Below are 21,519 nucleotides of genomic sequence, written 5' to 3' on the forward strand. Positions count from 1 at the left end.
CGTCATACACATCGCTGCAGCCGCAGACTGGATCAAGTGCTAACAGGCCCTAGTTCCGTAAATTTTTATCAGCGAATTCTTGCAGCAAACCTCCGACACCTGATAAGTGCCGGAGGTTTCGCCATTTTTAGCGCAGTGCAGCGCCCGTTGCCTTGGTAACAGCCGCAACAACTCGCTCTGACACAGCTTCCAGATCAGCATCCGTCAGGCTTTTATCCGTTGGTTGTAAAACAACTTCCACCCCAACAGAACGGTAGCCTTCAGGCACATGCGGGCCTTCATAGACGTCAAATAGGGTGACGCCAGCTACGAGGTTTCTGTCTGCGCCGCGCACGGCTTTCAACAGGTTTTCACCTGGTACATCCCGTGCAATCACAAACGCAAAATCGCGGCGCACAGGCTGGAAGCTTGAGAGTTTAGGAGCAGACTTCTTGCGCCGTTTGGGTTCTGGCACACTGTCCATAAACACTTCAAACCCCACAACAGGCACATCAATGCCAGCTGCCTGCAACAGGGATGGATGGAGTTCACCAAAATAGGCCAGAATGTTCTTCGGGCCTTGGCGCACAACGCCGGAACGCCCCGGATGGTACCATGCTGGAGCATCTGCCGTTGTGCTCAGCGCGTCAGGGGAAAGACCAAGCTGGGTCAGAAGTTCCAGCGCATCAGCTTTGGCAGCCCAGAGCGAGACCGGCTTGCTTTCCTGCTCGGGATAACGCGGCGTATGACCACTTCGCACACCTGCGGCAACAAGCTGCTGCCCGGCCTCGGAAAATGCAGGGCCTACTTCAAACAATCCAATATCAGCCCAGCCACGCACACTATTGCGCTGCGTTGCAGAGACCAGATTGACCAGCGGGGTTGGGCGCATCTGGTCAAGGTCAGACGCAATGGGGTTGAGCAGACGCAAGCTCTCAGGTGCACCACCAAAACGCACAGCATCTTCATGCGAGACAAAAGAGAAACCAACTGTTTCCACCAAGCCCCGCGCGGCCAGAATACGGCGCGCCCGTGCTGTGCGAATTTGCTTTGGTGTCAGGGCCGTGCCGGGCACAACGCTTACGGCAGGCAGCGGTACAGCAGGCACACTGTCCAGCCCCTTGAGACGCAGGATCTCCTCAACCAGATCACTCTCGGCTTCACAGTGGGCAACGCCCTCTGCTGCTTTAGCGGCCTGTGCACTTTCCAGTTTCGCTGCCTGAGCCAGAACAGGCTTTTGGGCAATGTCATTGCGCCATGAGGGCACGCTGACACGGACTGCGTCATCCGTGCGGTCCTGCACTTCAAAACCCAGCTTTTCCAGCAGAGCAGTGCTTTCCTGCGCAGGCACATCAAGCCCACCAAGATCACGGACGCGGTTAAACGCCAGCGTAGCGTCACGCTGCCATGCGGGTTGCTCCCCGGCAGACACAACCTCACTGGCTTCACCGCCACAAAGGTCAATAATCATGCGCGTTGCTGCTTCAAGCGCTGCGACAGGCAACGCCTGATCCACACCGCGCTCAAACCGGTAACTACTATCGGAAGCTAACCCAACCCGGCGGGCACTCAAGGCAATGCTTACGGGGTCAAACAGGGCGCATTCCACAAAAACGTCTGTTGTTTCTTCCGTAGCGCCAGAGGCTTCGCCTCCCATAATACCCGCCAGAGACTGCACACCATTAGCGTCTGTCATGACGCAATCCTCTGGCGTGACGATATAGTCCTCTCCATCCAGCGCACGGAACGTTTCACCCGCACCCTGACACACAATCAGGCGGCCGCCGGCAATTTTGCTGGCATCAAAAACATGCAAAGGCCGACCAAGGTCGAAACAGAAGTAATTGGTAATATCGACCAGCGTGGAGATGGAGCGTAGGCCTATGCTTTCCAGCTTGGTGCGCAGCCATTCCGGGCTGGGACCATTTTTAACCCCGCGAATAGTCCGCCCCAAAATCCACGGGCAGGCTTTGGTGTGAGTATTTTCCCATATAACGGGTGAAGCAAATGTCCCCTCGACAGCCTCAGCCAGCCACGGGCGGAGCGTACCAAGCCCTGCTGCTGCCAGATCACGTGCAATACCACGCACACCCAGCGCATCTCCCCGGTTAGGGGTAATGGCAATGTCAATAACAACATCATCAAGGCCCGCGAAGTCAGCATAGGACTGACCGGGGAAGGTATCCTCCGGCAGTTCGGCAATGCCGTCGCTTTCTTCACCCAAACCAAGTTCACGCAGGGAGCACAACATGCCTCCGCTGGCTTCCCCACGGATTTTTCCGGCTTTGATGGTAATATCCAATCCCGGCACATAGGTGCCTGGCGGTGCAAAAATAACGGCCAGACCTGTCCGGGCATTCGGCGCGCCACACACAACCTGCACGTTTTCAAAACCCGGGCCTGCATCCACACGACAGACCTGCAACCGGTCTGCATCCGGGTGGCGGTTGGCTTCCAGAATACGCGCGGTACGGAACGGCTCGATAGCTGCGCCCCGATTTTCTACGCTTTCAACCTCAAGGCCAATCTGGTTCAGCTTTACGCAGATTTCTTCCAGCGTTGCCTGTGTTTCAAGGTGGTCATACAGCCAGGATAGCGTGAATTTCATGTCTTACACCCCCTCATGCAGCAGCGCGGGCGCAAGCGGGTCCGACCCGTAATGGCGCAACCAGCGAATGTCACTCTCGTAAAAAGACCGCAGGTCCGGAATACCGTTCTTCAGCATGGCAAGACGTTCAATACCCATACCAAAGGCAAAACCCTGCCACTCACGCGGGTCAAGGCCACAATTGGCTAGAACACGCGGGTGCACCATGCCGGACCCCAGCACCTCAAGCCAGTCATCCCCACCCCCAATTTCACCTGTACGGCGGGACCAGCCGATATCCACCTCCATGGAAGGTTCGGTAAAGGGGAAGTAGGACGACCGAAAACGAACAGGCAGATCCGGCTTGTCAAAGAACACACGCAGGAACTCGATCAGGCAGCCTTTAAGATGCCCCAGCGTAATGCCCTGCCCTATGACCAACCCTTCGCACTGATGGAACATGGGAGAATGGGTTGCGTCATGGTCTGCACGGTAAGTCCGGCCCGGGCATATAACGCGGATGGGCGGCTTCTCGCTCAACATGGTGCGGATCTGCACGCCGGAGGTCTGGGTACGCAGCACGCGTGTTACATCCAGACCCGGTGCGGGCGGCAGGTAGAACGTGTCGTGGTCCGTCCGTGCCGGGTGATGGTCCGGCGTGTTGAGGGCGGAGAAGTTATGCCAGTCGGTCTCGATATCCGGACCTTCTGCCACGCTGAACCCCATAGCGCCAAAAATGGCGGTCATTTCTTCCATCGCGCGGGAGATCGGGTGAATTGCACCCTGCATAACCGGCGGAGGTGGGAGGGTTACATCCACACGCTCAGCAATCAGCCGGGCTTCAAGAGCCGCAGCCTCAAGCGCTTTGCCGCGCTCTTCCACCGCACGGTTCAGGTCATCACGCAGGCGGTTCAGGGCGGCACCACGGGCTTTACGCTCCTCTGGCGCCATTTTCCCCAACGCTTTGAGCAAGGTGGTCAGGCGGCCTGACTTGCCAAGTGTCCCCACCCGGACGGCATCCCATGCCCGCATATCAGCAGCATTAGCCAGTTCGGACAGGACTTCCTGCCGGAAAACTTCAAGATCGTCGCTCATGAAACCTCGCACGAGGGGAAAAATACGCTAGGGGCCGAATACTCCGTCCTGTAGCCGGAGAAAACCCCTATCCCGCCATAAAGCCTGAAAACAGCCTGATGAGGGAGGCAAAACAAAAAAGGCCGCCCGATAAAGGGCAGCCTTTTCCGATAACCTTAACCGGTCAAAAACCTTAGGCTGCCAGAGCTGCCTGAGCTTTTTTCACGATTTCAGCGAAAGATGCTGCGTCATCAAATGCGATGGCGGCCAGAACCTTACGGTCGATTTCAATACCAGCCTTGTCCAGACCGTTGATGAAACGGCTGTAGGTCAGGCCGTGCTCACGCACAGCGGCATTGATACGCTGGATCCACAGAGCGCGGAATTCACGCTTTTTGTTCCGGCGGTCACGGTATGCATACTGGAGGGACTTTTCGAGCCGTTCCAGAGCAATACGGTAGTTTGTAGAAGACCGGCCGCGGAAACCCTTGGAGAGCTTCAGAACCTTCTTGTGGCGAGCGTGGCTTGTTACGCCGCGTTTTACACGTGCCATATGCTAGATACTCCTCAAACCAGCCCGTAGGGTGCCCACTGCTTGACGGTACGACCGTCCTGCGGTGTCATCACCTGTGCACCGCGGTTGGTGCGTTTCATTTTCTGCGGGCGCTTGATCATGCCGTGGCGTTTACCGCACGGACCGGAGAGCACCTTGCCGGTTGCGGTGATTTTAAACCGCTTTTTGACCGACGATTTGGTCTTCATCTTGGGCATTTCATTACTCCTGCAAACTATTAAGCTTCGCTACGCCTTGCGGCGCAACAGACCACGGCCGGGCATGCCCTACAAGCCCGGACGCGTGTGCGAAGCCGCCCCCATAGCCCAAACTCCACAGCTTTACAAGGTGGCAGGCTCAAGGATTTGCCTGTATCTTGCTAGTCATGCACTCCCGTGCCCGCATCACCTTTGCCCTATACGGCAGGTAAAATGTTCATCAATGGGCCACATAAAGATCTGTGCAACAACATGCTTTACTAGGCCTGCCACCGCAGGTGCCTGCCCTGCAACCTTTACGGCTGGCATACGCTTTAAACCGCATGGAAACAGGCATTTGCATAACGTCAGATGCCACTACCCTTAACACCACATCATGCCATTGCTGCATGAGACAACATCAATGAGGTTCGCCACTTTCATGATTTCCCTCTCCAACGCAACGCTCACCACACTTCCCGTTCAAGTCCTCACCCCTGATTATGACCGCACAAAAACAACTCCCGGCATAGCGCACCTTGCCGTAGGAAATTTTCATCGTGCGCATCAGGCACTCTATATAGACCGGGTTCTGGCGCGTCCTGACCAGCAGGAGTGGGCAATCGTTGGCGTTGGACTGCGCGATAATGAGCGGGAGACAAAACGCGCCGCCCTTATGGCGGAACAAGATGGCCTATATACCCTGACCGAGTTTGCAACGGACGGTGACCACACAACCCGCGTTCTGGGTGCCATTACCGAGTATGTGCAGGCCGCAAAAGACCGTACAGCCGCCATTCATCGTCTGGCAGATCCTGCCATCAAGATCGTGAGCCTGACCATTACTGAGGGTGGGTATTATGTAGATGCAAACGGCCAGTTCATGCTGGATGATCCCGCCATTATAGAAGACCTGAAACGGAATGTGCCCGAGACCGCCTTTGGGCTTGTAACAGAGGCCCTGCGCCTCCGCCGTGAGAGTGGCGCAGGGCCTTTCACCGTCATGACCTGTGATAACCTGCGGGATAACGGTACAGTCGCGCGCACGGCATTTTGCACCTACGCCAAAGCACGGGATGCCAAACTTGGCGCATGGATTGAAGAGAACGTAACCTTCCCCTCCACAATGGTGGACCGCATCACACCGTCTGTTTCAGCCGCAGATGTTACGCGCCTGAATGCTCTGAGCGGTATAGATGACAAGATGCCCCTGTTTGCCGAAGACTTCACGCAGTGGGTTATTGAGGACAAATTCTGTGCAGGCCGCCCGGAACTGGAGGCTGTGGGCGTAGAGTTTACTCAGGATGTTGGGCCTTACGAACAGGTAAAGCTGCGGATGCTGAATGCATCTCATTCCATGCTAGCTCTTCCCGGTGTGCTGATGGACTATGCCACAGTGCCGGACGCCATGCAGGATACCGCGCTCGTCGCACTGCTTGAGCAGTTTCTGGCGCAGGATGCCTCACCTTTTATTAGTCCTCCGGAAGGCGTATCACTGCGCCACTATGCACAGCAGGTGCTGAGCCGCTTCCGTAACCCGGCTGTTGGCGACCAGCTCATTCGCATTGCCTCTGACAGCGCGTCAAAACTCCCCGTTTTCTGGGCAGATACTGCCAAAGGCGTTTTAGAAGCTGGAAAAGATCATAAACGCATCGCATTCGGCGTTGCCTGCTTCCTAAACTATCTGCGCGGAGAAACGGACAGCCAGAAGCGCTATACCCTTTCCGAACCCGGCTTGCCCGATGATGCACGAGCTCAGGCTTTGCAGGACGACACCGCCACAGCCTTGCAAATTCCGGTGTTTTCTGGCTGGCAATTAGACCGTTTTCCAGCCTTCGTTCAGGATGTGGACACCTTGCGCCAAAGTATCCGCACTCACGGCGCACGCAAGACACTTCAAAACCTGTCTCTGTAAAACAGCGCACCCCCGCTCCCAAAAATTGGGCGACGGGGGTGCGTTTACCGTCATAGTCTCAAATAAAAACAACACGTCTTTATTGCATGTCTATATACAACGATATATAGTTAACAGTAAATCAGGACAGAACTTGTACCTGATAAATAAATCTTATTCATTTTTTACAGCTTTTCTGCCGCATCTATGCGTTTATTTGCTCCTTAATTCCGGATAAATACACACTAACGAGATAACGGGATTAAAGACTGAGAAGCGCCAGCGCTGTGGGAGGAAACGCCAGAACCGTGGCTTTTCTGCTCTGGCCTCTATCAGTCTGTTACAAGATTGGGGGTAGAGTGATTAAACGTCTTTTAGCTGGGGCTGTCGGGGCCGGTGTCCTTGGTGGACTGGGTTTCCTGTATTACGCATGGTACCCGTCCCTTGCTACCATAACACCACCAGCCGCCAGCAGCTTCTCTGCTGAACAGATAGAACGCGGGCGTATTGTTGCAGCAGAAGGCTATTGTGCGGAATGTCATACCCGCACGGACATGGGCGGTGGCCCTGAGCTTGCCGGTGACTATAAAATGGAAACCCCATTCGGGGCCATTTACTCCTCCAACATCACGCCAGATCCTGAAACCGGGATTGGCCGCTGGTCGGAGGAAGCTTTGCGTCGCGCCATGCGCTACGGTGTATCCCGCGAAGGCGAACATCTGATCCCTGCCTTCCCCTACGACCATTTCACTAAAATGACAGATCAGGATATTGCCGATCTGTACGCCTACCTCATGACACGCCCTGCCGTGCACATGACACAGCGCCCCAACGAACTGCCCTTCCCGCTTAGCCTCCGCATTGGTCAGGCTGCATGGAAGCTCATGTTCTTTACACCTGGCGTCTATAAGCCAGACCCCAGCCATGATGCCTTGTGGAACCGCGGTGCTTATCTGGCTGAGGGCAATGCCCATTGTGGCGCGTGCCATACCCCCCGCAACCTGATGGGAGCGGAGAAAAAAGGCTCTGCTTATGATGGCGCTGTGGTGGATAACTGGATTGCTCCCCCACTGAACGAGCATAACCCGACCCCGACCACATGGACGGAAGAGGAACTGTACCAATACCTGCGTAATGGTGTAGCCCCGCTGCATGGTCCGGCTGGTGGCCCAATGTCCCCTGTTGCACACCGCTTCCTTGCCACTGTACCGGAAGAAGATGTGCACGCCATTGCTCATTACTTTGCTGATGTAGACAAAGCGGCTGAGCGTGAAAAACACGATCCAGCGGCTCTGGCACTGGCTATGGAACAGTCAAAGAAAGACCTGATTGGCCCTAATTCTGACCCGGATGCCAAACTCTATCAGGGTGCCTGCGCTGCCTGCCATTACAATGCTGCACCGTCGCCCGTACTGGGCCGCCCGGATCTGGCGTTGAATAATGCACTCTGGCTGGATGAGCCGACAAACCTGTTTCAGGTCATGCTCCGTGGCCTGACAGCGGAGGAAGGCCAGTCCGGTGTTGCCATGCCGAGCTTCTATAATGCTCTGTCGGATGCTGATATGGCCCGCTTGGCCGCTTATCTGCGCCGCACCCGCACTACTCTGCCGCCGTGGAAAGACCTTGAGAAAAAAGCCGCTGACGTGCGCAAGACCGTCACACCCATTCCTGTCAATTCTTCCCACTAAGACGGTACACGGAGCCAGATATGATAAAGTTTAAACTAAATGGCCGTGACGTGACCGTCGATGTGCCAGACGATACCCCACTCCTGTGGGCGCTGCGTGATGAACTAGGCCAGACCGGCACCAAATTTGGGTGTGGGGTTGGCCAGTGCGGTGCCTGCACCGTACATGTCGGGGGGCGTGCTACACGCTCCTGCATTACACCCGTCAGTTCCATCAATGGGGCAGACATTGTCACGATCGAGGGGCTGGACCCGGAAGGCAAGCACCCCGTGCAGGAAGCATGGCGTGATATTCAGGTACCGCAGTGCGGCTACTGCCAGTCTGGCCAGATCATGCAGGCGGCAAGCCTGCTCAAGGATTATCCGGACCCAACGGATGAACAGATTGATGGTGTTATGGGCGGAAGCCTATGCCGCTGCATGACCTATATTCGTATTCGCAAGGCCATTAAAAAAGCCGCTGCCGCCATGCGTGAGGAGACAGCATCTCATGGGTAAACTAGAACAGATTGCTGCCCGACAGGACCGCGCCGCTGGCCTGAAAGCAAGCCGCCGCGGATTTTTGATGACCGCCATGGGGTCTGCCCTCATGTTTGGCTTTGCGCGGGAAAGCAAGGCAGCACAGCTTTATCCGGCATCTGCCACCATGCCGGGTAATGGTGCGTTCGAACCCACCGTCTGGTGTTCCATCGGGCCGGATGGCACGGTCAACATCAATGTTATTCGTGCAGAAATGGGCCAGCATGTGGGCACGGCCCTCGCCCGTATCATCGCGGATGAAATGGAAGCGGACTGGAGTAAGGTCCAGATCACGCAGGTTGATACAGACCCCAAATGGGGCCTGATGGTCACTGGTGGTTCATGGTCCGTGTGGATGACATGGGATGTCTTCCGTCAGGCTGGGGCTGCCGCACGCACCGTTATGGTAGAAGAAGGTGCCAAGCTTCTTGGCACCTCTCCTGCCAACTGCATTGCCCGCAATGGTCGAGTTATTGCAGGCAGCAAATCCATCTCCTACGGTGACATTGTCAGCAAGGTGCATCCTACCCGCACCTTCACGCCAGAAGAGATGGGTAAGCTCCCTCTTAAACCAGCGTCAGAACGCCGCCTGATTGGCAAGGACGTCAAGTCTCTTGATATTCCGGCAAAGACGGATGGCTCTGCCATTTATGGTATTGATGCCAAGCTGGAAGGCATGGTCTATGCCCGCCCCAAGCTGCCGCCAACCCGCTACGGCTCCAAAGTTGTTTCTGTAGATGATACGGACGCCAAAAAGGTTAAAGGCTATATCCGCTACGTTGTGCTGGAAGACCCGTCTGAAACGGTTCCCGGCTGGGTTGCGGTTCTGGCATCGTCCTACCCCGCGGCCATTCGTGCCACCGACGCCCTGAAAGTCACATGGACACCGGGCAAGACTGCCAAGGTATCCGAGCAGGATATCATTGAGCACGGCCGTAAGCAGATTGCGGAAAAAACTGGCGGCTCCTGCGTGTTTAATGACGCGGGCGTAGATGATGCCTTCAAGTCCGCAAAGCAGGTTTTTGAGCGCACCTATACCTGTGCGTCCGTACTACATTACCAGCTTGAGCCCACTAACGCCCTTGCCCGCCTACAGGATGGCAAGTGGGAAGTACATTGTGGCAACCAGTGGCAGTCCCTGTTTCTGCCGGTCATTGCCAAAGCGCTTCAGGTGCCGGAAAGCGATGTGGTTATGCGCAGCTACCTGCTGGGGGGCGGCTTTGGTCGCCGCCTGAATGGGGACTACGCTGTACCCGCAGCTCTGATTTCAAAAGCCATTGGTGGCAAGCCAGTCAAACTCATCCTCACCCGCTCGGATGACATGCTGTTTGACTCCTTCCGCTCCCCGTCTATCCAGACCGTGCGCGTGGCGCTGGACGAACAGAAAAACCCGAACGGGTGGGAGCATCATGCCTCTGCTGGCTGGCCCACCCGTGTCATGGCCGCAGCCTTCATGGAAAAAGGGGCCGATGGCAAACCCTATGACCAGTTTGCCATTGCGGGCGCTGACCACTGGTACGATGTTGGCCCCATGCGCGTTCGCGCACTGGATAACGATCTGGCTAGCGATACATTCCGCCCCGGCTGGTTGCGCTCAGTCAGCTCCGGCTGGACCCCTTGGGCTCATGAAGCTTTTCTGGATGAACTGGCACATGAACTGGGGAAAGACCCGGTTGATTTCCGCCTGTCCCTGCTAACGGCGAAAGGCCGTAATGCTGGCAAAGCACCTGACTCAGTGGGTGGTGCCAAGCGTCAGGCTGACGTGCTGAAGCGTCTGGTGGAAAAATGTGGTTACGGGAAAACCACCCTGCCCAAAGATACGGCCATTGGCATTGCCACCACCTTCGGGCAGGAACGCGCTATGCCGACTTGGACTGCCGGTGCAGCACAAGTGCATGTGGACCGCAAAACAGGCGTGGTGACCTGCCAGAAAATCTGGCTGGTGCTAGATGCTGGCACCATTATTGACCCCGATGGCGCTGCTGCCCAGACAGAAGGCGGCGCATTGTGGGGACTGAGCATGGCTCTGTTTGAGAACACAGAAATTGTCGATGGCAATGTGCGTGACCTCAATCTGAACAGCTACACGCCCCTTCGCATTGCCGATGCACCGGAAATCGACATTGAGTTTGTCGAAAGCACTGAAAAGCCAATGGGCCTTGGTGAACCCGGCGTGACGACTATTGGCGCAGCCATTGCAAACGGTGTGTTTAACGCTGTTGGCGTTCGCCTGCGCCACCAACCTATCCGCCCAGCAGATGTGCTGAAGGGTTTGTCAGACAAAAAGTCTGCCTGAACACACTCACCATCATCCTTCCCCTGATGAGGGAAGGATGCAATGAGTTACCAAACACAAAAACAGCGTCTTTTTCCTCACGGGAAAGACGCTGTTTTTGTATTATATTTATGCAGACAAAGCTTTTTTGAATTCTTCCGAGCGCTTACGCACCACATAGGGGCCTGCTGCGCGCAAGGTCAGGGAAAGAACAATCGGGCCGCACGTAGGCTCTCTCTCAGGTAAAGGTAGGAGCGCATCTCCATTTGTCCATGCCTGCTCACAAGCTGTGCCATCTAGCCAACCTTTTGGCTTTTTAGCCTGAAGATGAACGCTCAGCTCTGTGGTTTCCTGACCCGTGACATAGCGTATGGCGGACACCGCCACGCCTAACATACGACGATCATCTACAAACGGTCCGATAACATCCATTGGTCGTGCCGCACGCGACACGATACGTACGGAATGAAGCCCCGGTGACAATAAGAAACTGTAAGTCTGCTCACTCTGCCTTACAGGATATAAAACCTGTCCCGCCTCTGTTATTAACTGTAGATTAGGATCGTTAAATATCTCGGTAACAGAAGGTGTTTTCAGCGGCACATCACGTAATTCTGCGCGCTGAACAAGGCGATTGAACACCGGCTCCACCATAGCGCGGTCCACACACAACTCTGCTGCTGCGTCATCCCAAGTGCGGCGTTTAGTGCCAAAAGCGGCAACAGAACCTTCCTGCCGAAATGCCTGCCGATTACCAGTATCGAGATAACTTTCGGTCAACATGCCGTCTGCCATGATCACGGCATGTTCTGCTGTTTCTATATGGTAGTAATCATAAACCGAGATGGATTTATCATAATAAATGGAGCGCCCGTTCACCAACATCCGGACGGGTAGGAACTTTCCGTCAAAAAACAGGCAGTGCTCGGCTGTAATCAGCATGTCTTTATAAGGCACGCCGTCTGCAACAGCATCTTTGAGAATCCGGACAGGCCACCCAGCTTCATCATCTGGGAGGCTGCGCCGCACTGTAGCATGGGCCTTGCCCGCCCATTTCACCTTTGCAACGACATTTTTATTGGTGCGCCAATCAAAGGTAATGACGGAATCACCTATGCGAATATCTTCAATAGCAACGCCCCCTGTGGGCGTATTAATCATGCTACCGGGCAGGAAACAGACAAGCGATGTCGCCTGCGTGACATAATAGCTGCCTCCCGCCTCAATAGTCGGGCTATCAGAAACACCACCTGTATTAACCCGCAGCGCTGCACCTGATCCTACAAAACTGCTGGTAACGGACCCGCCATCCGACACGGTATAAGTGTCCCCGCCACCATCATTACCTTTACCCGCAATCAATGTATCCGAGACGGAAGACCCACCAGCAGCTATAGTCCCGGCATCCGACACCAACGTATTGTCGGAAGAGACACCACCGCTCCTGACATACGTCCAGCCATTAACATTTACAGAAGATTCCAGCGTGCCGCCTGACACGATAAAAATGTTATTGGTACCGCCCGATACATAAGCCCCAGATGCCACAGCCCCGGAAGCAACCGTCAGACTGCCCCCGGAAATAATGACCGGGCCTGAATATTTGGTCGCACCTGCAATAGCTTTTGCAGAAGTATCTGTTCCGGTAGCTGACTGATAATAGGTTTTACCGTCTGTATCCTTAACGGCAATCCAGGTACCGCCACTCAACACTGTCGCTGAAAGGTAACTAGGCTGCGGATAAGTGATATAATAAGACGGCGATTGTGCAACAGTAGCGCCACTGGCAACAGCCAGAGTGGTACCAGAGCCAACAACTGCTTTGCCGCTGATATATCCACCACTATTGACCGTGTAGGTATCAGAGCCTCCGTCCACCGCCGTGCCTGCAAGGAACGTGTCCGACACTGAGGAACCGCCTGCGGCTACATTACCCGCGTCAGACACCAGCGTATTATCAGAAGATATGCCCCCGCTCCGGACATAGGTCCAACCATTGACGTTTACAGAAGATTCCAATGTACCGCCGGAGCGAATAAAGACAGTATTCGTGCCCCCAGACACATAAGCACCCGATGCAACAGCGCCGGATGCCACCGTCAGACTTCCGCCTGAAATAATAACAGGACCTGCATATTTGGTGGCACCTAAAATGGCACTTGCAGTTGCATCTGTTCCGGTGGCTGACTGATAGTACGTCTTGCCGTCCACATCTTTGACAGCAATCCAGCTTCCCCCATTCAGAACAGTCGCACCTGTTGGCGCTACAGGATATTGAGGGGACACTGTAGAATCACCCCCTATGCTGGATGCGGCAGAGCCGCTCCCAACTGTTGTGGCCGCCCCAGCAAGGTTGAGAGTACCACCATTTTGCACTGCAATAGGCTGAGAGGTGGCACCAGCATTTATGTTAAGGGTAATTCCAGAAGCAACTGTGGCGCTGCCACCAATATAACCGCCACTGACAACAGTATAGGCATCTCCCCCTCCATCTGTTGCCGTGCCCGCGAGGAAGGTGTCTGACACTGAAGAACCGCCAGCAGCCACGTTACCCGCGTCAGACACCAGCGTATTATCAGAGGATACGCCCCCGCTCCGGACATAGGTCCAACCATTGACGTTTACAGAAGATTCCAGCGTGCCGCCTGACACGATAAAAACGTTATTGGTACCGCCCGATACATAAGCCCCAGATGCCACAGCCCCGGAAGCAACCGTCAGACTTCCCCCTGAGATAATAACCGGGCCTGCATATTTGGTGGCACCTGCAATAGCACTCGCAGTTGCATCTGTACCTGTGGCTGACTGATAATATGTCTTGCCATCCACATCTTTAACAGCAATCCAGCTCCCCCCTTTTAAAACCGTTGCATTGAGTGGAGGCGTGTAAGTAAGGCTCATAAGGAGAGATCCTTTCTTAAATTCAAATAAAATCATACAATTTTTATTTGTTTTGCCTTAACAAATTAATAATTTTTAGATTTATTTTCAACCAACAAAAATTCTCTTCACGAAAATATTTTTTGGAGATTTATTTCTATAATAATAATCCCCTCAAGAATAAAAGAAGAGGGGATTATTCATTTTTTGAAAGAAGTCTTGTGCTCTAAAAAGGCTTCTTTTTACTTATGTAAAAGCTGACTTTCTTAGCCAGCCGCAGCAGAACGAATAGCGCGAGCCATTGCCTCCACACCGTTACCCCGGTTGGTTGAAAGGGCCTGCACCAAGCCTAGATCATGCAAAAACTTTGGGTCTGTCTGCATGATTTCGGCCCGCGACCGCCCTGAGTAAACGCGCAGAAGCAACGCAACCAACCCGCAGACAATTGCCGCATCTGATAGGCCTGCGAAGTAGAGAGTCTCATTTTCTTCTCGCGCTTCCAGCCATACCTGACTTTGGCATCCGGGAACGCGGTGCGCATCATCACACCACTCCTTGGGAAAGTCAGGCAATTTGCGGCCCATTTCTATGATGTACTGGTAGCGCTCCATCCAGTCATCAAACAACTCAAGCTCGTCGCGTATTGCCTCAATCGCAGCGGCTGCTGTTTCTTCTTGCGGGAGTACGAAAGGTGCGTCCATTAGAGAATAAACCGGCTAAGATCACCCTTGCGGGCCAGAGGAGCCACCTTGTCCTGTACGAGCGAGGCAGCAACGGTCACATGCTCGCCCTTACGGTCCGACGCTGTGAAAGAGATCTCTTCCAACAGCTTTTCGAGCACCGTGGCAAGACGCCGTGCACCAATATTTTCAACGCGCTCGTTAATATCCGCAGCAAGTTCCGCCAGTGCGTCAACTGCCCCATCTTCAAACGTCAGGGCTACGCCCTCCGTTTGCAGAAGCGCAGAATACTGTTTGAGCAGAGAATGCTCAGGGTCCGTCAGGATACGCCGCAGATCTTCCCGGCTCAAAGGCTGCAATTCTACCCTGATGGGCAAACGCCCCTGCAATTCCGGCAACAGGTCAGAAGGTTTGGCCAAATGGAAAGCGCCTGATGCAATAAACAGGATATGATCCGTTTTGACAGGGCCATATTTTGTAGAAACTGTTGTCCCTTCAATCAAAGGCAGCAAATCACGCTGCACCCCTTCACGGGACACGTCTCCGCCTTTTGCACCATTTTCGGAGGCGCGGGCGCAGACTTTGTCAATTTCATCTATAAAGACAATGCCATTATCCTGAGCATGGGCCACCGCTTCACGCGTAAGCGCCTCATTATCCAGTAGCTTGTCTGCTTCTTCCCGCTCCAGATAAACGCGGGCTGTGGCAACCTTAAGTTTCCGCTGTTGCGGAGCCCGGTTCATAAAGCCTTTCATCATCTCACTAAAGTTGATGACATTCCCCGGCATGACACCGGGCATCTCGCCCGCGCCAGACGGAGCGGCTTCTACAACCTGAATATCCACTTCCTTGTCTTCAAGCTGACCAGAGCGCAACATGGTCCGAAATTTGCTTCTGGTATCAGCAGAAGCCCCTTGCCCCACCAGCGCATCTATCAAACGCTCTTCTGCCGCCTGCTCAGCGTTCACCTTCACATCGCGCCGCCTGACATCACGGAGCATGGTAATGGAGGCTTCAACCAGATCACGGATAATGCTGTCTACATCCCGACCGACATAGCCAACTTCTGTGAATTTTGTTGCTTCAACTTTCAGAAACGGGGCCTGAGCCAGCTTGGCTAGCCTGCGGGCAATTTCGGTTTTTCCGCAGCCGGTTGGCCCAATCATAAGGATGTTTTTAGGCACAACCTCTTCACGCATACCGTCTGCCAACTGCGCCCGGCGCCAGCGGTTGCGCATGGCTATGGCAACCGCACGCTTGGCATCCGCCTGCCCGACAATAAAGCGGTCCAGCTCAGAGACAATTTCACGCGGGGAAAATGTTGGTGCTTCCATGCTCTCTCTCTCCCCTTACTCTGTCACTGGGCGCGCGGAGAGTGTCTCTACCCGCACGGAATGATTGGTATAAACACAAATATCGCCAGCAATTTTCATGGAGCGCCTTGCAATTTCTTCCGCACTCAGTCCATCGACCGTCAGCAGAGCGCGCGCAGCAGACAACGCAAAATTACCCCCAGACCCAATGGCTATAATGCCATCTTCCGGCTCCAGCACGTCCCCATTCCCGGTTAATGTGTAAGAATGCTCAGCATCCGCTACGGCCATCATGGCTTCCAGCCTGCGGAGGTAGCGGTCTGTCCGCCAATCCTTTGCCAGTTCAACACATGCGCGTTCCAACTGGTTCGGGTAACGCTCAAGCTTGGCCTCCAGTCGTTCCAACAACGTGAACGCGTCCGCCGTAGCACCCGCAAACCCGGCCAGAATGGACCCTGATGGCCCTATACGCCGCACCTTGCGCGCGTTGCCTTTTATGACAGTGCTACCAAGCGTTACTTGGCCGTCGCCCGCCATGGCGACATCCGGCCCACGCCGTACACAGAGGATAGTGGTCCCGTGCCATCCCACAGGATCATGCGGAGAAGAGGCTGAATGAAAGCTTTGCATCATAGTTACAAAACATAGGTGCTCGCCACGCCAGCACAAGAGGCATGGCTACGCAGCCAGCATAGCCCTCACATCTGCCAGCAATGCATCCCGTGTGTAGGGCTTGTGCAGAACAGTGACGCCTGCGGGCAGCAATCCCAGATCTGTATAGCCCGTGACAAACAGAACAGGCAGATTGGGGCGAAGCTGCTGTATCCGCCGTGCGGCTTCGTTCCCGTTCATACCCGGCATCATGACATCCATAACGACCAGAGCAATTGCTGGGTTTTTTTCAACCACAGCAAGTGAGTCCTGCCCGCCTGAAGCCTCTACAACATCATACCCTGCCCGGCGCAGGAAACCAGCCGTAACGGCCCTTACTCCAGGCTCATCATCCACCACCAGAATAAGGTTGCCTGCCTGTAAATCCGGCAGAACCGGGCGGGGCTTTTTAGGAAGCTGCTGTAATCCCTGCTGCGTAGCGGGATGGTTGGTGTTAGCGGCCATAGCGGGCAACCAGAGCTCGATGGAAGTACCGCCACCCGGTACGCTATCCACGCGCACCTCGCCCCCGCAATGGTTGATGAAACCATAAATCATGGACAGGCCCATGCCGGTGCCCTGCCCCATATCCTTGGTGGTAAAGAACGGGTCAAAAATACGGGCCTGCATTTCCTCGGTCATGCCCACGCCGGTATCCAGCACCTGCACAACCACCCATGCATCTCCCGGTACGCCGGAGGAGGTACGCCCTAGCAAACGGGCACTTTTTCTTACGGAAACACTAATGGCACCATCATCAGGCTGTGCGTCCTGCGCGTTGACACACAGATTAAACACCGCCAGCTCGAGCTGGATGGCGTCTGTCCACACAACGGGCAAAGACTCATCCGGCAGGTTGAATTGCACACCGCTGATACGCCCTGCGGCTTCAAGACTATCCGCACCCAAAGCGTCCTGAAGCTCCTGCGGCACCTTGCCGTGCATCATGAAACCTTCAAGATCCCGCAATAGAGCAACAACATCCACCTGCTGGCAGGACAAATGACGCGGGCGGCTGAAATCCAGCAATTTCTGTGTCAGCACACTGCCGCGGCGCGCAGCCTCCATGGCGTTCCCATACAGGCGCACAACGCTGGGCTGTTGCGGGGGCTCAAGGTCCTGAACCAGTTCCAAAGACCCCATAATCGCTGTCAGCAGATTATTAAAATCGTGCGCAATGCCGCCAGCCAAGGTACCAATGGCCTGCATTTTCTGAGCCTGCCGCAAACGCTGCTCAAGGTTGAGCAGATCCGTAACGTCACGGTCTATCACAATGGAATAATCGACAAGATCAGAGGAGGCGCGCGGCACCTCCTCTCCGTCATCGCCATTCCCGAGACGGATACGTGTCAGGTCATGCCAGCGCACCTGCCCTGAGGGCGTAGAAAGCTTGATAACCTGCTGGTCTCGTCCCCCGCCAGACAAAACAGGTTTTGCCTCATCAAGGCTGGCCAACCGGTCGCCGTCCACAAGCTCATCTTCTTTTTTACCAAGGCAGTCCTGCACAGAATGGCCAAGCTGTTTGGCCATTTGAGCATTAATACGGATAAAGCGGCCCTGCTCATCCTTGAACGCGAGGCCAAAAGGCAGGTTATCCAGCAGGCTTCGTAACAGCCGCTGTTCACAGTCCAGTTCTTTTTCCAGCTCATACCGACGGGCGGCCTGACCCACCATGGACAGCAGAGTTTCTCCGTCCCACGGTTTGTACGCAAAAAAGGAAATCTGCCCCCGGTTTAGCGCGGCTTCCACTGCTGTGATATCTGCATAGCCTGTCAGCAGGATGGCACCGGCTGAGGAGATATGGCGAGCTTGTGCCAGAAAGGCATCGCCTGTCATGTTGGGCATACGTTGATCGGAAATAATAACCGCAACGTCAGGCTGTTGCGCAAGAATAGCCAGCCCCTGCTGACCAGAGGATGCCGTATAAACCTGATAGCTATCTTCCAGCAGATCTGTCAGGGCAACAAGTATTTCCGGCTCATCGTCTACAATCAGAACGATCGCCCTGCGCTTCAACTCAGGCAGCGTTGTCACTGCGCTTCTCCTCTACAGGCCGATACGGCACGCGCAAAGTAAAACAGGCCCCGCCATTTTGCATGTTGGTCACAACAACACTCCCACCATGAGCCTGTACAACGCCATAAGCTGTGGCCAGCCCTAACCCTGTTCCTGAGCCTACAGGTTTTGTTGTAAAAAAGGGTTCAAATATCCGTTCCTGCAAGTTCTCCGGAACACCAGGCCCGGTATCACTAATGCGGATGACATAGTCCTGCCCGGACTCCCTGTCCGTAGCGTCTTCCAGAGCAGAGAAAATTTCTATTTTATCACTCTGAGTATTTTTATATTCTTTTTTTTCTGAACTACGTTTTTCTAAAATAGCATCTGCCGCGTTACTTACAATATTCATCACCACCTGATTAACCAATGCCGCCTGACAAAACAGTTCTGCAGGTGCATCCAAGTGGCAGGAAACCTGAATTTCCTGCCCCAACTTGGGCGCCAAAAGTGTTAACACCATACTCAGGGCTTCAGGCACGTCCAGACGCGCAAATTCTCCCTCTTCCAACCGCGAAAAACGACGCAAACTGGCCACAAGGTCGCGCATTCGTGATAGTCCGATCAAGGAAGCTGAAAGCCGTTCTCCCCCTTTGCCCAGTGCGGCCTCCGCCTCCTGAAGGTCACCGTCCTGCACCGCCGCCAAAGCACGAGAAATGCTCCGGCTCACCGTATTCTCGTGCGCAAGCACAAACGCCAGCGGGTTATTGAACTCATGCGCAATGCCAGCCGCCAGTTCGCCTAACGAAGCCATTTTAGCCGACTGAACGAGCTTGGCCTGTGCTTCAATCAGTTTGCGATTGGCGGCAGCAAGGTCTGCATTCACCCGGCGCAGGGCATCAGCCAACGCCATACGCGCACGCGCACTTTCAATATGCGCATCTTCCCGGCGCATTTCGTCCTGCAAAATTTTGCGGCGGATCAAACTTCCAATACGGGCCATGAGCAGGTCTGCGGAAATAGTCGCATCCACCAGATCATCTACCCCAGCGCCAAAAGCAATGGTGGCGGTCTGGCCAACAACCTGCCCGCTTGGCACCATACCCAGAATTCGTGCGCACTGCCGGTTCCGCCGCCTAAGGGCAACAAGTGTGCGGGCCACCTCCAGCCCATCAAACTCAGGGCACGCAAGGTCCACCAACACACAATCCGGATGGTAATGTGGCGCGGTCGTGTCAGCTAACTCAAGCTGGGCCACGTCTTCCAGCAAAGTTGCCGTATCTCCGCTCTTGCGAAGGAGGGCCAGTAAGGCGGGCTCGTTTCCACCACCCTCCTGATCCGGCATTGCTGCCTGCGGCCATGACCACAAAAGGCCTCCGGGGGCTGTCACGACCATGACGGAAGGCGCGTGAAACGTAGCTCCCTCACGCATCGGCAAATCATCTTCATATTCACGCAGCAATGTGCAGATACGGAACATAAGCAGCAGAGGGTCCGACGTCATGCAGAAGCACGCATCAGCCCCACGCTCGAGCATTTCTTTCTCAAGCTGGGGGTCTGCTGTTTCCGTTAGCACAACAATGGGGATGCCACGCGTGACAGCGTTTAACCTGAGCTTCTGGCTCAACTGAATAGCGGTCATGTCCCCCAGATCAGAGGGGACGATCAATAGTTCTGGCAAAGCCTGTTCAAACGCAGTGAAGGCCGCAGCCCCATTGGGCAGCACGCGAACAGAGAAGCCACGCTGTTGCAGCAGATGCACAAACCGCTCTTCTACAGCGCCGGCAAGACCCGCAAGCCAGACCGTGCAGGATAAAAAATTCATAGGGCTTTCCCCTCCGGCCTGAGCACACGCAGCCTCAAATAAGGGGGAAACTGCCATGGTTTGTGCCTTTCCCTGCGCGCCCGCTATGTTCAGGCGCTATGATAAACCGGTTACGACGAGGGCTTAAGCCCATAGCGTCCGCTTACTTCTTTCATGAGCATATTTTAATTTTTCCTTAAAATGGGAATTCACCGTCTCACAGTTTTGTTACGCCCTGCTGTGACCATGAAGGCACCCCTACCATGATTTTACGGGCAGGCAGTGCGCGAGCCTCGGCTCTTGTGTATAGTCCGCCACACTAAAAGCCCGCGCAGAAAGCCTACCGCTTATGCGCAGCACTGTATTGGCCGCCTTAAAGAAAGCATCCACTTATGGACCAGCCACATCGCGCCGAATATTCTCGTCCACCGCTCTCCGCGCCTCGCACGGATCTGCCTAACTCACCAATCGCGCTGCGTCTGGTGCGTACTGGTATTTGGTCCGTCTGTTTTTTCATCTTCTATTTTGTGCAGCAACTAGCAGAACTGCTAGCCCCTTTGCTGCTGATAGCAGGTGTCTTGTGGAAGGCGCTGCCGGCTGTAGTTGGCTCGCTCTCCCACGCGGCAGCATCCGCAGACCCTCAGGCGCGTGACGCCATTGGCTCTGTGGCGTCAGCCATTCCATCCCATGTCGTTATTGCCGGGCATGACCTCACAGCCGGCGGTCTGATCTGGGATGGTATTCTGCTGATGGCACTGGCTGCTGCCGGGGCAACCCTTGCAACCGTGGCAGGTAAAAACGTCTGATAAGACAAACTGGTCTTGAATAATCCAGCGCCTGTACCGCGCTGGATTTATTTTTAAGACCACTTAATGCAGACGCCCCGCTGGTGGCCATGCCTGCACAATAACATCCCACCAGTACCATGCTCCCAACAACACACTCAGGGCACAGACAAGGCTAACACCCCAGGCCACACGCCAAAACCCTTCCTTGACGAGCAAACAGCTCAAGGGTGCTGAAGAAAGTGCATGACCCTGTGCCGCACCGTTTCCGTGCTCTGCGGCAAGTCGCGGGTTCTGGTTCGAGCGCTGCGTTATTTTTCCGAAAAGCTGGGCAAAAACCTGACCCACACGCTCTTTTACACTGGGCGCGTACGGTGCCACAGGCTGGTTAGGCGTGTGATATGCTGCGGGCAACTGCCCTTGAAAGGCCGCAACATGCGGCTGGATTACCTTGCGCAAGGTTTCCTTCTGCTCATCTCCGTCAGTTCCCACAACACGTTCAGGTGCCTGACCAGAAGAGAGAGCGCCACCATGCTGCGCCCGCAGGGTTGCTGAGGCTGCAAAATATCTGGCCGGGTCAACGGCTGGTTTTTCTGGCTCTGGCTCTGGCTCTGGCTCTGGGATGTGTTCGACCGGTGCCGGAACC

General features: G+C 54.9%; 16 protein-coding genes. 5 read left to right on the forward strand and 11 right to left on the reverse strand.

Annotated elements, in window-relative coordinates; translation table 11 throughout:
- Nucleotides 1-127 precede the first annotated feature (127 nt).
- From pheT to rpmI, 4 genes are all read right to left on the reverse strand, one after another.
- On the reverse strand, nucleotides 128-2,587 hold the full coding sequence (pheT, locus tag ACTIDN_RS11400) for a phenylalanine--tRNA ligase subunit beta (RefSeq protein WP_441377144.1): 2,460 nt from the start codon (nucleotides 2,585-2,587) through the stop codon (nucleotides 128-130).
- A 3-nt stretch (nucleotides 2,588-2,590) separates the two neighbouring features.
- Nucleotides 2,591-3,661, reverse strand: coding sequence for a phenylalanine--tRNA ligase subunit alpha (pheS, locus tag ACTIDN_RS11405; RefSeq protein WP_415508224.1), 1,071 nt, complete (start codon nucleotides 3,659-3,661; stop codon nucleotides 2,591-2,593).
- Between the two features lie 172 nt (nucleotides 3,662-3,833).
- Complete coding sequence (gene rplT, locus ACTIDN_RS11410; RefSeq protein WP_048839389.1) at nucleotides 3,834-4,193, reverse strand: 50S ribosomal protein L20; 360 nt, start codon at nucleotides 4,191-4,193, stop codon at nucleotides 3,834-3,836.
- Nucleotides 4,194-4,207: 14 nt separating this feature from the next.
- Nucleotides 4,208-4,411 carry a 50S ribosomal protein L35 gene (gene rpmI / locus ACTIDN_RS11415; protein WP_006557067.1) on the reverse strand — a complete coding sequence of 68 codons (204 nt, stop codon included), beginning with the start codon at nucleotides 4,409-4,411 and terminating at the stop codon, nucleotides 4,208-4,210.
- A gap of 421 nt (nucleotides 4,412-4,832) precedes the next feature.
- On the opposite strand from rpmI, the gene ACTIDN_RS11420 reads away from it, so the two are divergent.
- The 4 genes from ACTIDN_RS11420 (at nucleotide 4,833) to ACTIDN_RS11435 (ending at nucleotide 10,786) form a co-directional block, all read left to right on the forward strand.
- Nucleotides 4,833-6,305, forward strand: coding sequence for a mannitol dehydrogenase family protein (locus ACTIDN_RS11420; protein ID WP_441377153.1), 1,473 nt, complete (start codon nucleotides 4,833-4,835; stop codon nucleotides 6,303-6,305).
- Between the two features lie 338 nt (nucleotides 6,306-6,643).
- Nucleotides 6,644-7,972: a c-type cytochrome gene (locus ACTIDN_RS11425; protein ID WP_415509157.1), complete on the forward strand. Its 1,329-nt coding sequence runs from the start codon at nucleotides 6,644-6,646 to the stop codon at nucleotides 7,970-7,972.
- Between the two features lie 20 nt (nucleotides 7,973-7,992).
- Complete coding sequence (locus tag ACTIDN_RS11430) at nucleotides 7,993-8,469, forward strand: (2Fe-2S)-binding protein (RefSeq protein WP_415509152.1); 477 nt, start codon at nucleotides 7,993-7,995, stop codon at nucleotides 8,467-8,469.
- Nucleotides 8,462-10,786 carry a molybdopterin cofactor-binding domain-containing protein gene (locus tag ACTIDN_RS11435; protein ID WP_441377145.1) on the forward strand — a complete coding sequence of 775 codons (2,325 nt, stop codon included), beginning with the start codon at nucleotides 8,462-8,464 and terminating at the stop codon, nucleotides 10,784-10,786. The genes ACTIDN_RS11430 and ACTIDN_RS11435 overlap by 8 nt, the downstream gene beginning before the upstream one ends.
- Nucleotides 10,787-10,894: 108 nt before the next feature.
- On the opposite strand, the gene ACTIDN_RS11440 is transcribed toward ACTIDN_RS11435, so the two are convergent.
- From ACTIDN_RS11440 to ACTIDN_RS11465, 6 genes are all read right to left on the reverse strand, one after another.
- Nucleotides 10,895-13,666: a Hint domain-containing protein gene (locus ACTIDN_RS11440; protein ID WP_441377146.1), complete on the reverse strand. Its 2,772-nt coding sequence runs from the start codon at nucleotides 13,664-13,666 to the stop codon at nucleotides 10,895-10,897.
- A 245-nt stretch (nucleotides 13,667-13,911) separates the two neighbouring features.
- Nucleotides 13,912-14,346: a SufE family protein gene (locus ACTIDN_RS11445; protein ID WP_441377147.1), complete on the reverse strand. Its 435-nt coding sequence runs from the start codon at nucleotides 14,344-14,346 to the stop codon at nucleotides 13,912-13,914.
- Entirely contained in the window at nucleotides 14,346-15,659 is a 1,314-nt protein-coding gene (hslU, locus tag ACTIDN_RS11450) for an ATP-dependent protease ATPase subunit HslU (RefSeq protein WP_441377148.1), read from the reverse strand. The genes ACTIDN_RS11445 and hslU overlap by 1 nt, the downstream gene beginning before the upstream one ends.
- A 15-nt stretch (nucleotides 15,660-15,674) precedes the next feature.
- Nucleotides 15,675-16,268, reverse strand: coding sequence for an ATP-dependent protease subunit HslV (hslV, locus tag ACTIDN_RS11455; protein ID WP_415508028.1), 594 nt, complete (start codon nucleotides 16,266-16,268; stop codon nucleotides 15,675-15,677).
- A 48-nt stretch (nucleotides 16,269-16,316) separates the two neighbouring features.
- On the reverse strand, nucleotides 16,317-18,323 hold the full coding sequence (locus ACTIDN_RS11460) for a response regulator (protein ID WP_441377149.1): 2,007 nt from the start codon (nucleotides 18,321-18,323) through the stop codon (nucleotides 16,317-16,319).
- Entirely contained in the window at nucleotides 18,307-20,166 is a 1,860-nt protein-coding gene (locus ACTIDN_RS11465) for an ATP-binding protein (protein WP_441377150.1), read from the reverse strand. Before ACTIDN_RS11465 ends, ACTIDN_RS11460 begins: the two co-directional genes overlap by 17 nt.
- A gap of 314 nt (nucleotides 20,167-20,480) precedes the next feature.
- Between ACTIDN_RS11465 and ACTIDN_RS11470 the strand changes: the two genes are divergently transcribed.
- Complete coding sequence (locus ACTIDN_RS11470; protein ID WP_441377151.1) at nucleotides 20,481-20,894, forward strand: hypothetical protein; 414 nt, start codon at nucleotides 20,481-20,483, stop codon at nucleotides 20,892-20,894.
- A gap of 63 nt (nucleotides 20,895-20,957) precedes the next feature.
- On the opposite strand, the gene ACTIDN_RS11475 is transcribed toward ACTIDN_RS11470, so the two are convergent.
- A partial coding sequence (locus ACTIDN_RS11475) for a hypothetical protein (RefSeq protein ID WP_441377152.1) occupies nucleotides 20,958-21,519 on the reverse strand: 562 nt, incomplete at its 5' end.

It is taken from the genome of Acetobacter sp. (assembly GCF_052102375.1).
Classification (GTDB): domain Bacteria; phylum Pseudomonadota; class Alphaproteobacteria; order Acetobacterales; family Acetobacteraceae; genus Acetobacter.

Coding starts and splice junctions, on each gene's coding strand:
- hslU (WP_441377148.1), bottom strand. CDS start 15,659: ATGGAAGCACCAACATTTTCCCCGCGTGAAATTGTCTCTGAGCTGGAC.
- ACTIDN_RS11465 (WP_441377150.1), bottom strand. CDS start 20,166: ATGGCAGTTTCCCCCTTATTTGAGGCTGCGTGTGCTCAGGCCGGAGGG.
- ACTIDN_RS11435 (WP_441377145.1), top strand. CDS start 8,462: ATGGGTAAACTAGAACAGATTGCTGCCCGACAGGACCGCGCCGCTGGC.
- rpmI (WP_006557067.1), bottom strand. CDS start 4,411: ATGCCCAAGATGAAGACCAAATCGTCGGTCAAAAAGCGGTTTAAAATC.
- rplT (WP_048839389.1), bottom strand. CDS start 4,193: ATGGCACGTGTAAAACGCGGCGTAACAAGCCACGCTCGCCACAAGAAG.
- hslV (WP_415508028.1), bottom strand. CDS start 16,268: ATGCAAAGCTTTCATTCAGCCTCTTCTCCGCATGATCCTGTGGGATGG.
- ACTIDN_RS11470 (WP_441377151.1), top strand. CDS start 20,481: ATGGACCAGCCACATCGCGCCGAATATTCTCGTCCACCGCTCTCCGCG.
- ACTIDN_RS11420 (WP_441377153.1), top strand. CDS start 4,833: ATGATTTCCCTCTCCAACGCAACGCTCACCACACTTCCCGTTCAAGTC.
- pheT (WP_441377144.1), bottom strand. CDS start 2,587: ATGAAATTCACGCTATCCTGGCTGTATGACCACCTTGAAACACAGGCA.
- pheS (WP_415508224.1), bottom strand. CDS start 3,661: ATGAGCGACGATCTTGAAGTTTTCCGGCAGGAAGTCCTGTCCGAACTG.
- ACTIDN_RS11445 (WP_441377147.1), bottom strand. CDS start 14,346: ATGGACGCACCTTTCGTACTCCCGCAAGAAGAAACAGCAGCCGCTGCG.
- ACTIDN_RS11440 (WP_441377146.1), bottom strand. CDS start 13,666: ATGAGCCTTACTTACACGCCTCCACTCAATGCAACGGTTTTAAAAGGG.
- ACTIDN_RS11430 (WP_415509152.1), top strand. CDS start 7,993: ATGATAAAGTTTAAACTAAATGGCCGTGACGTGACCGTCGATGTGCCA.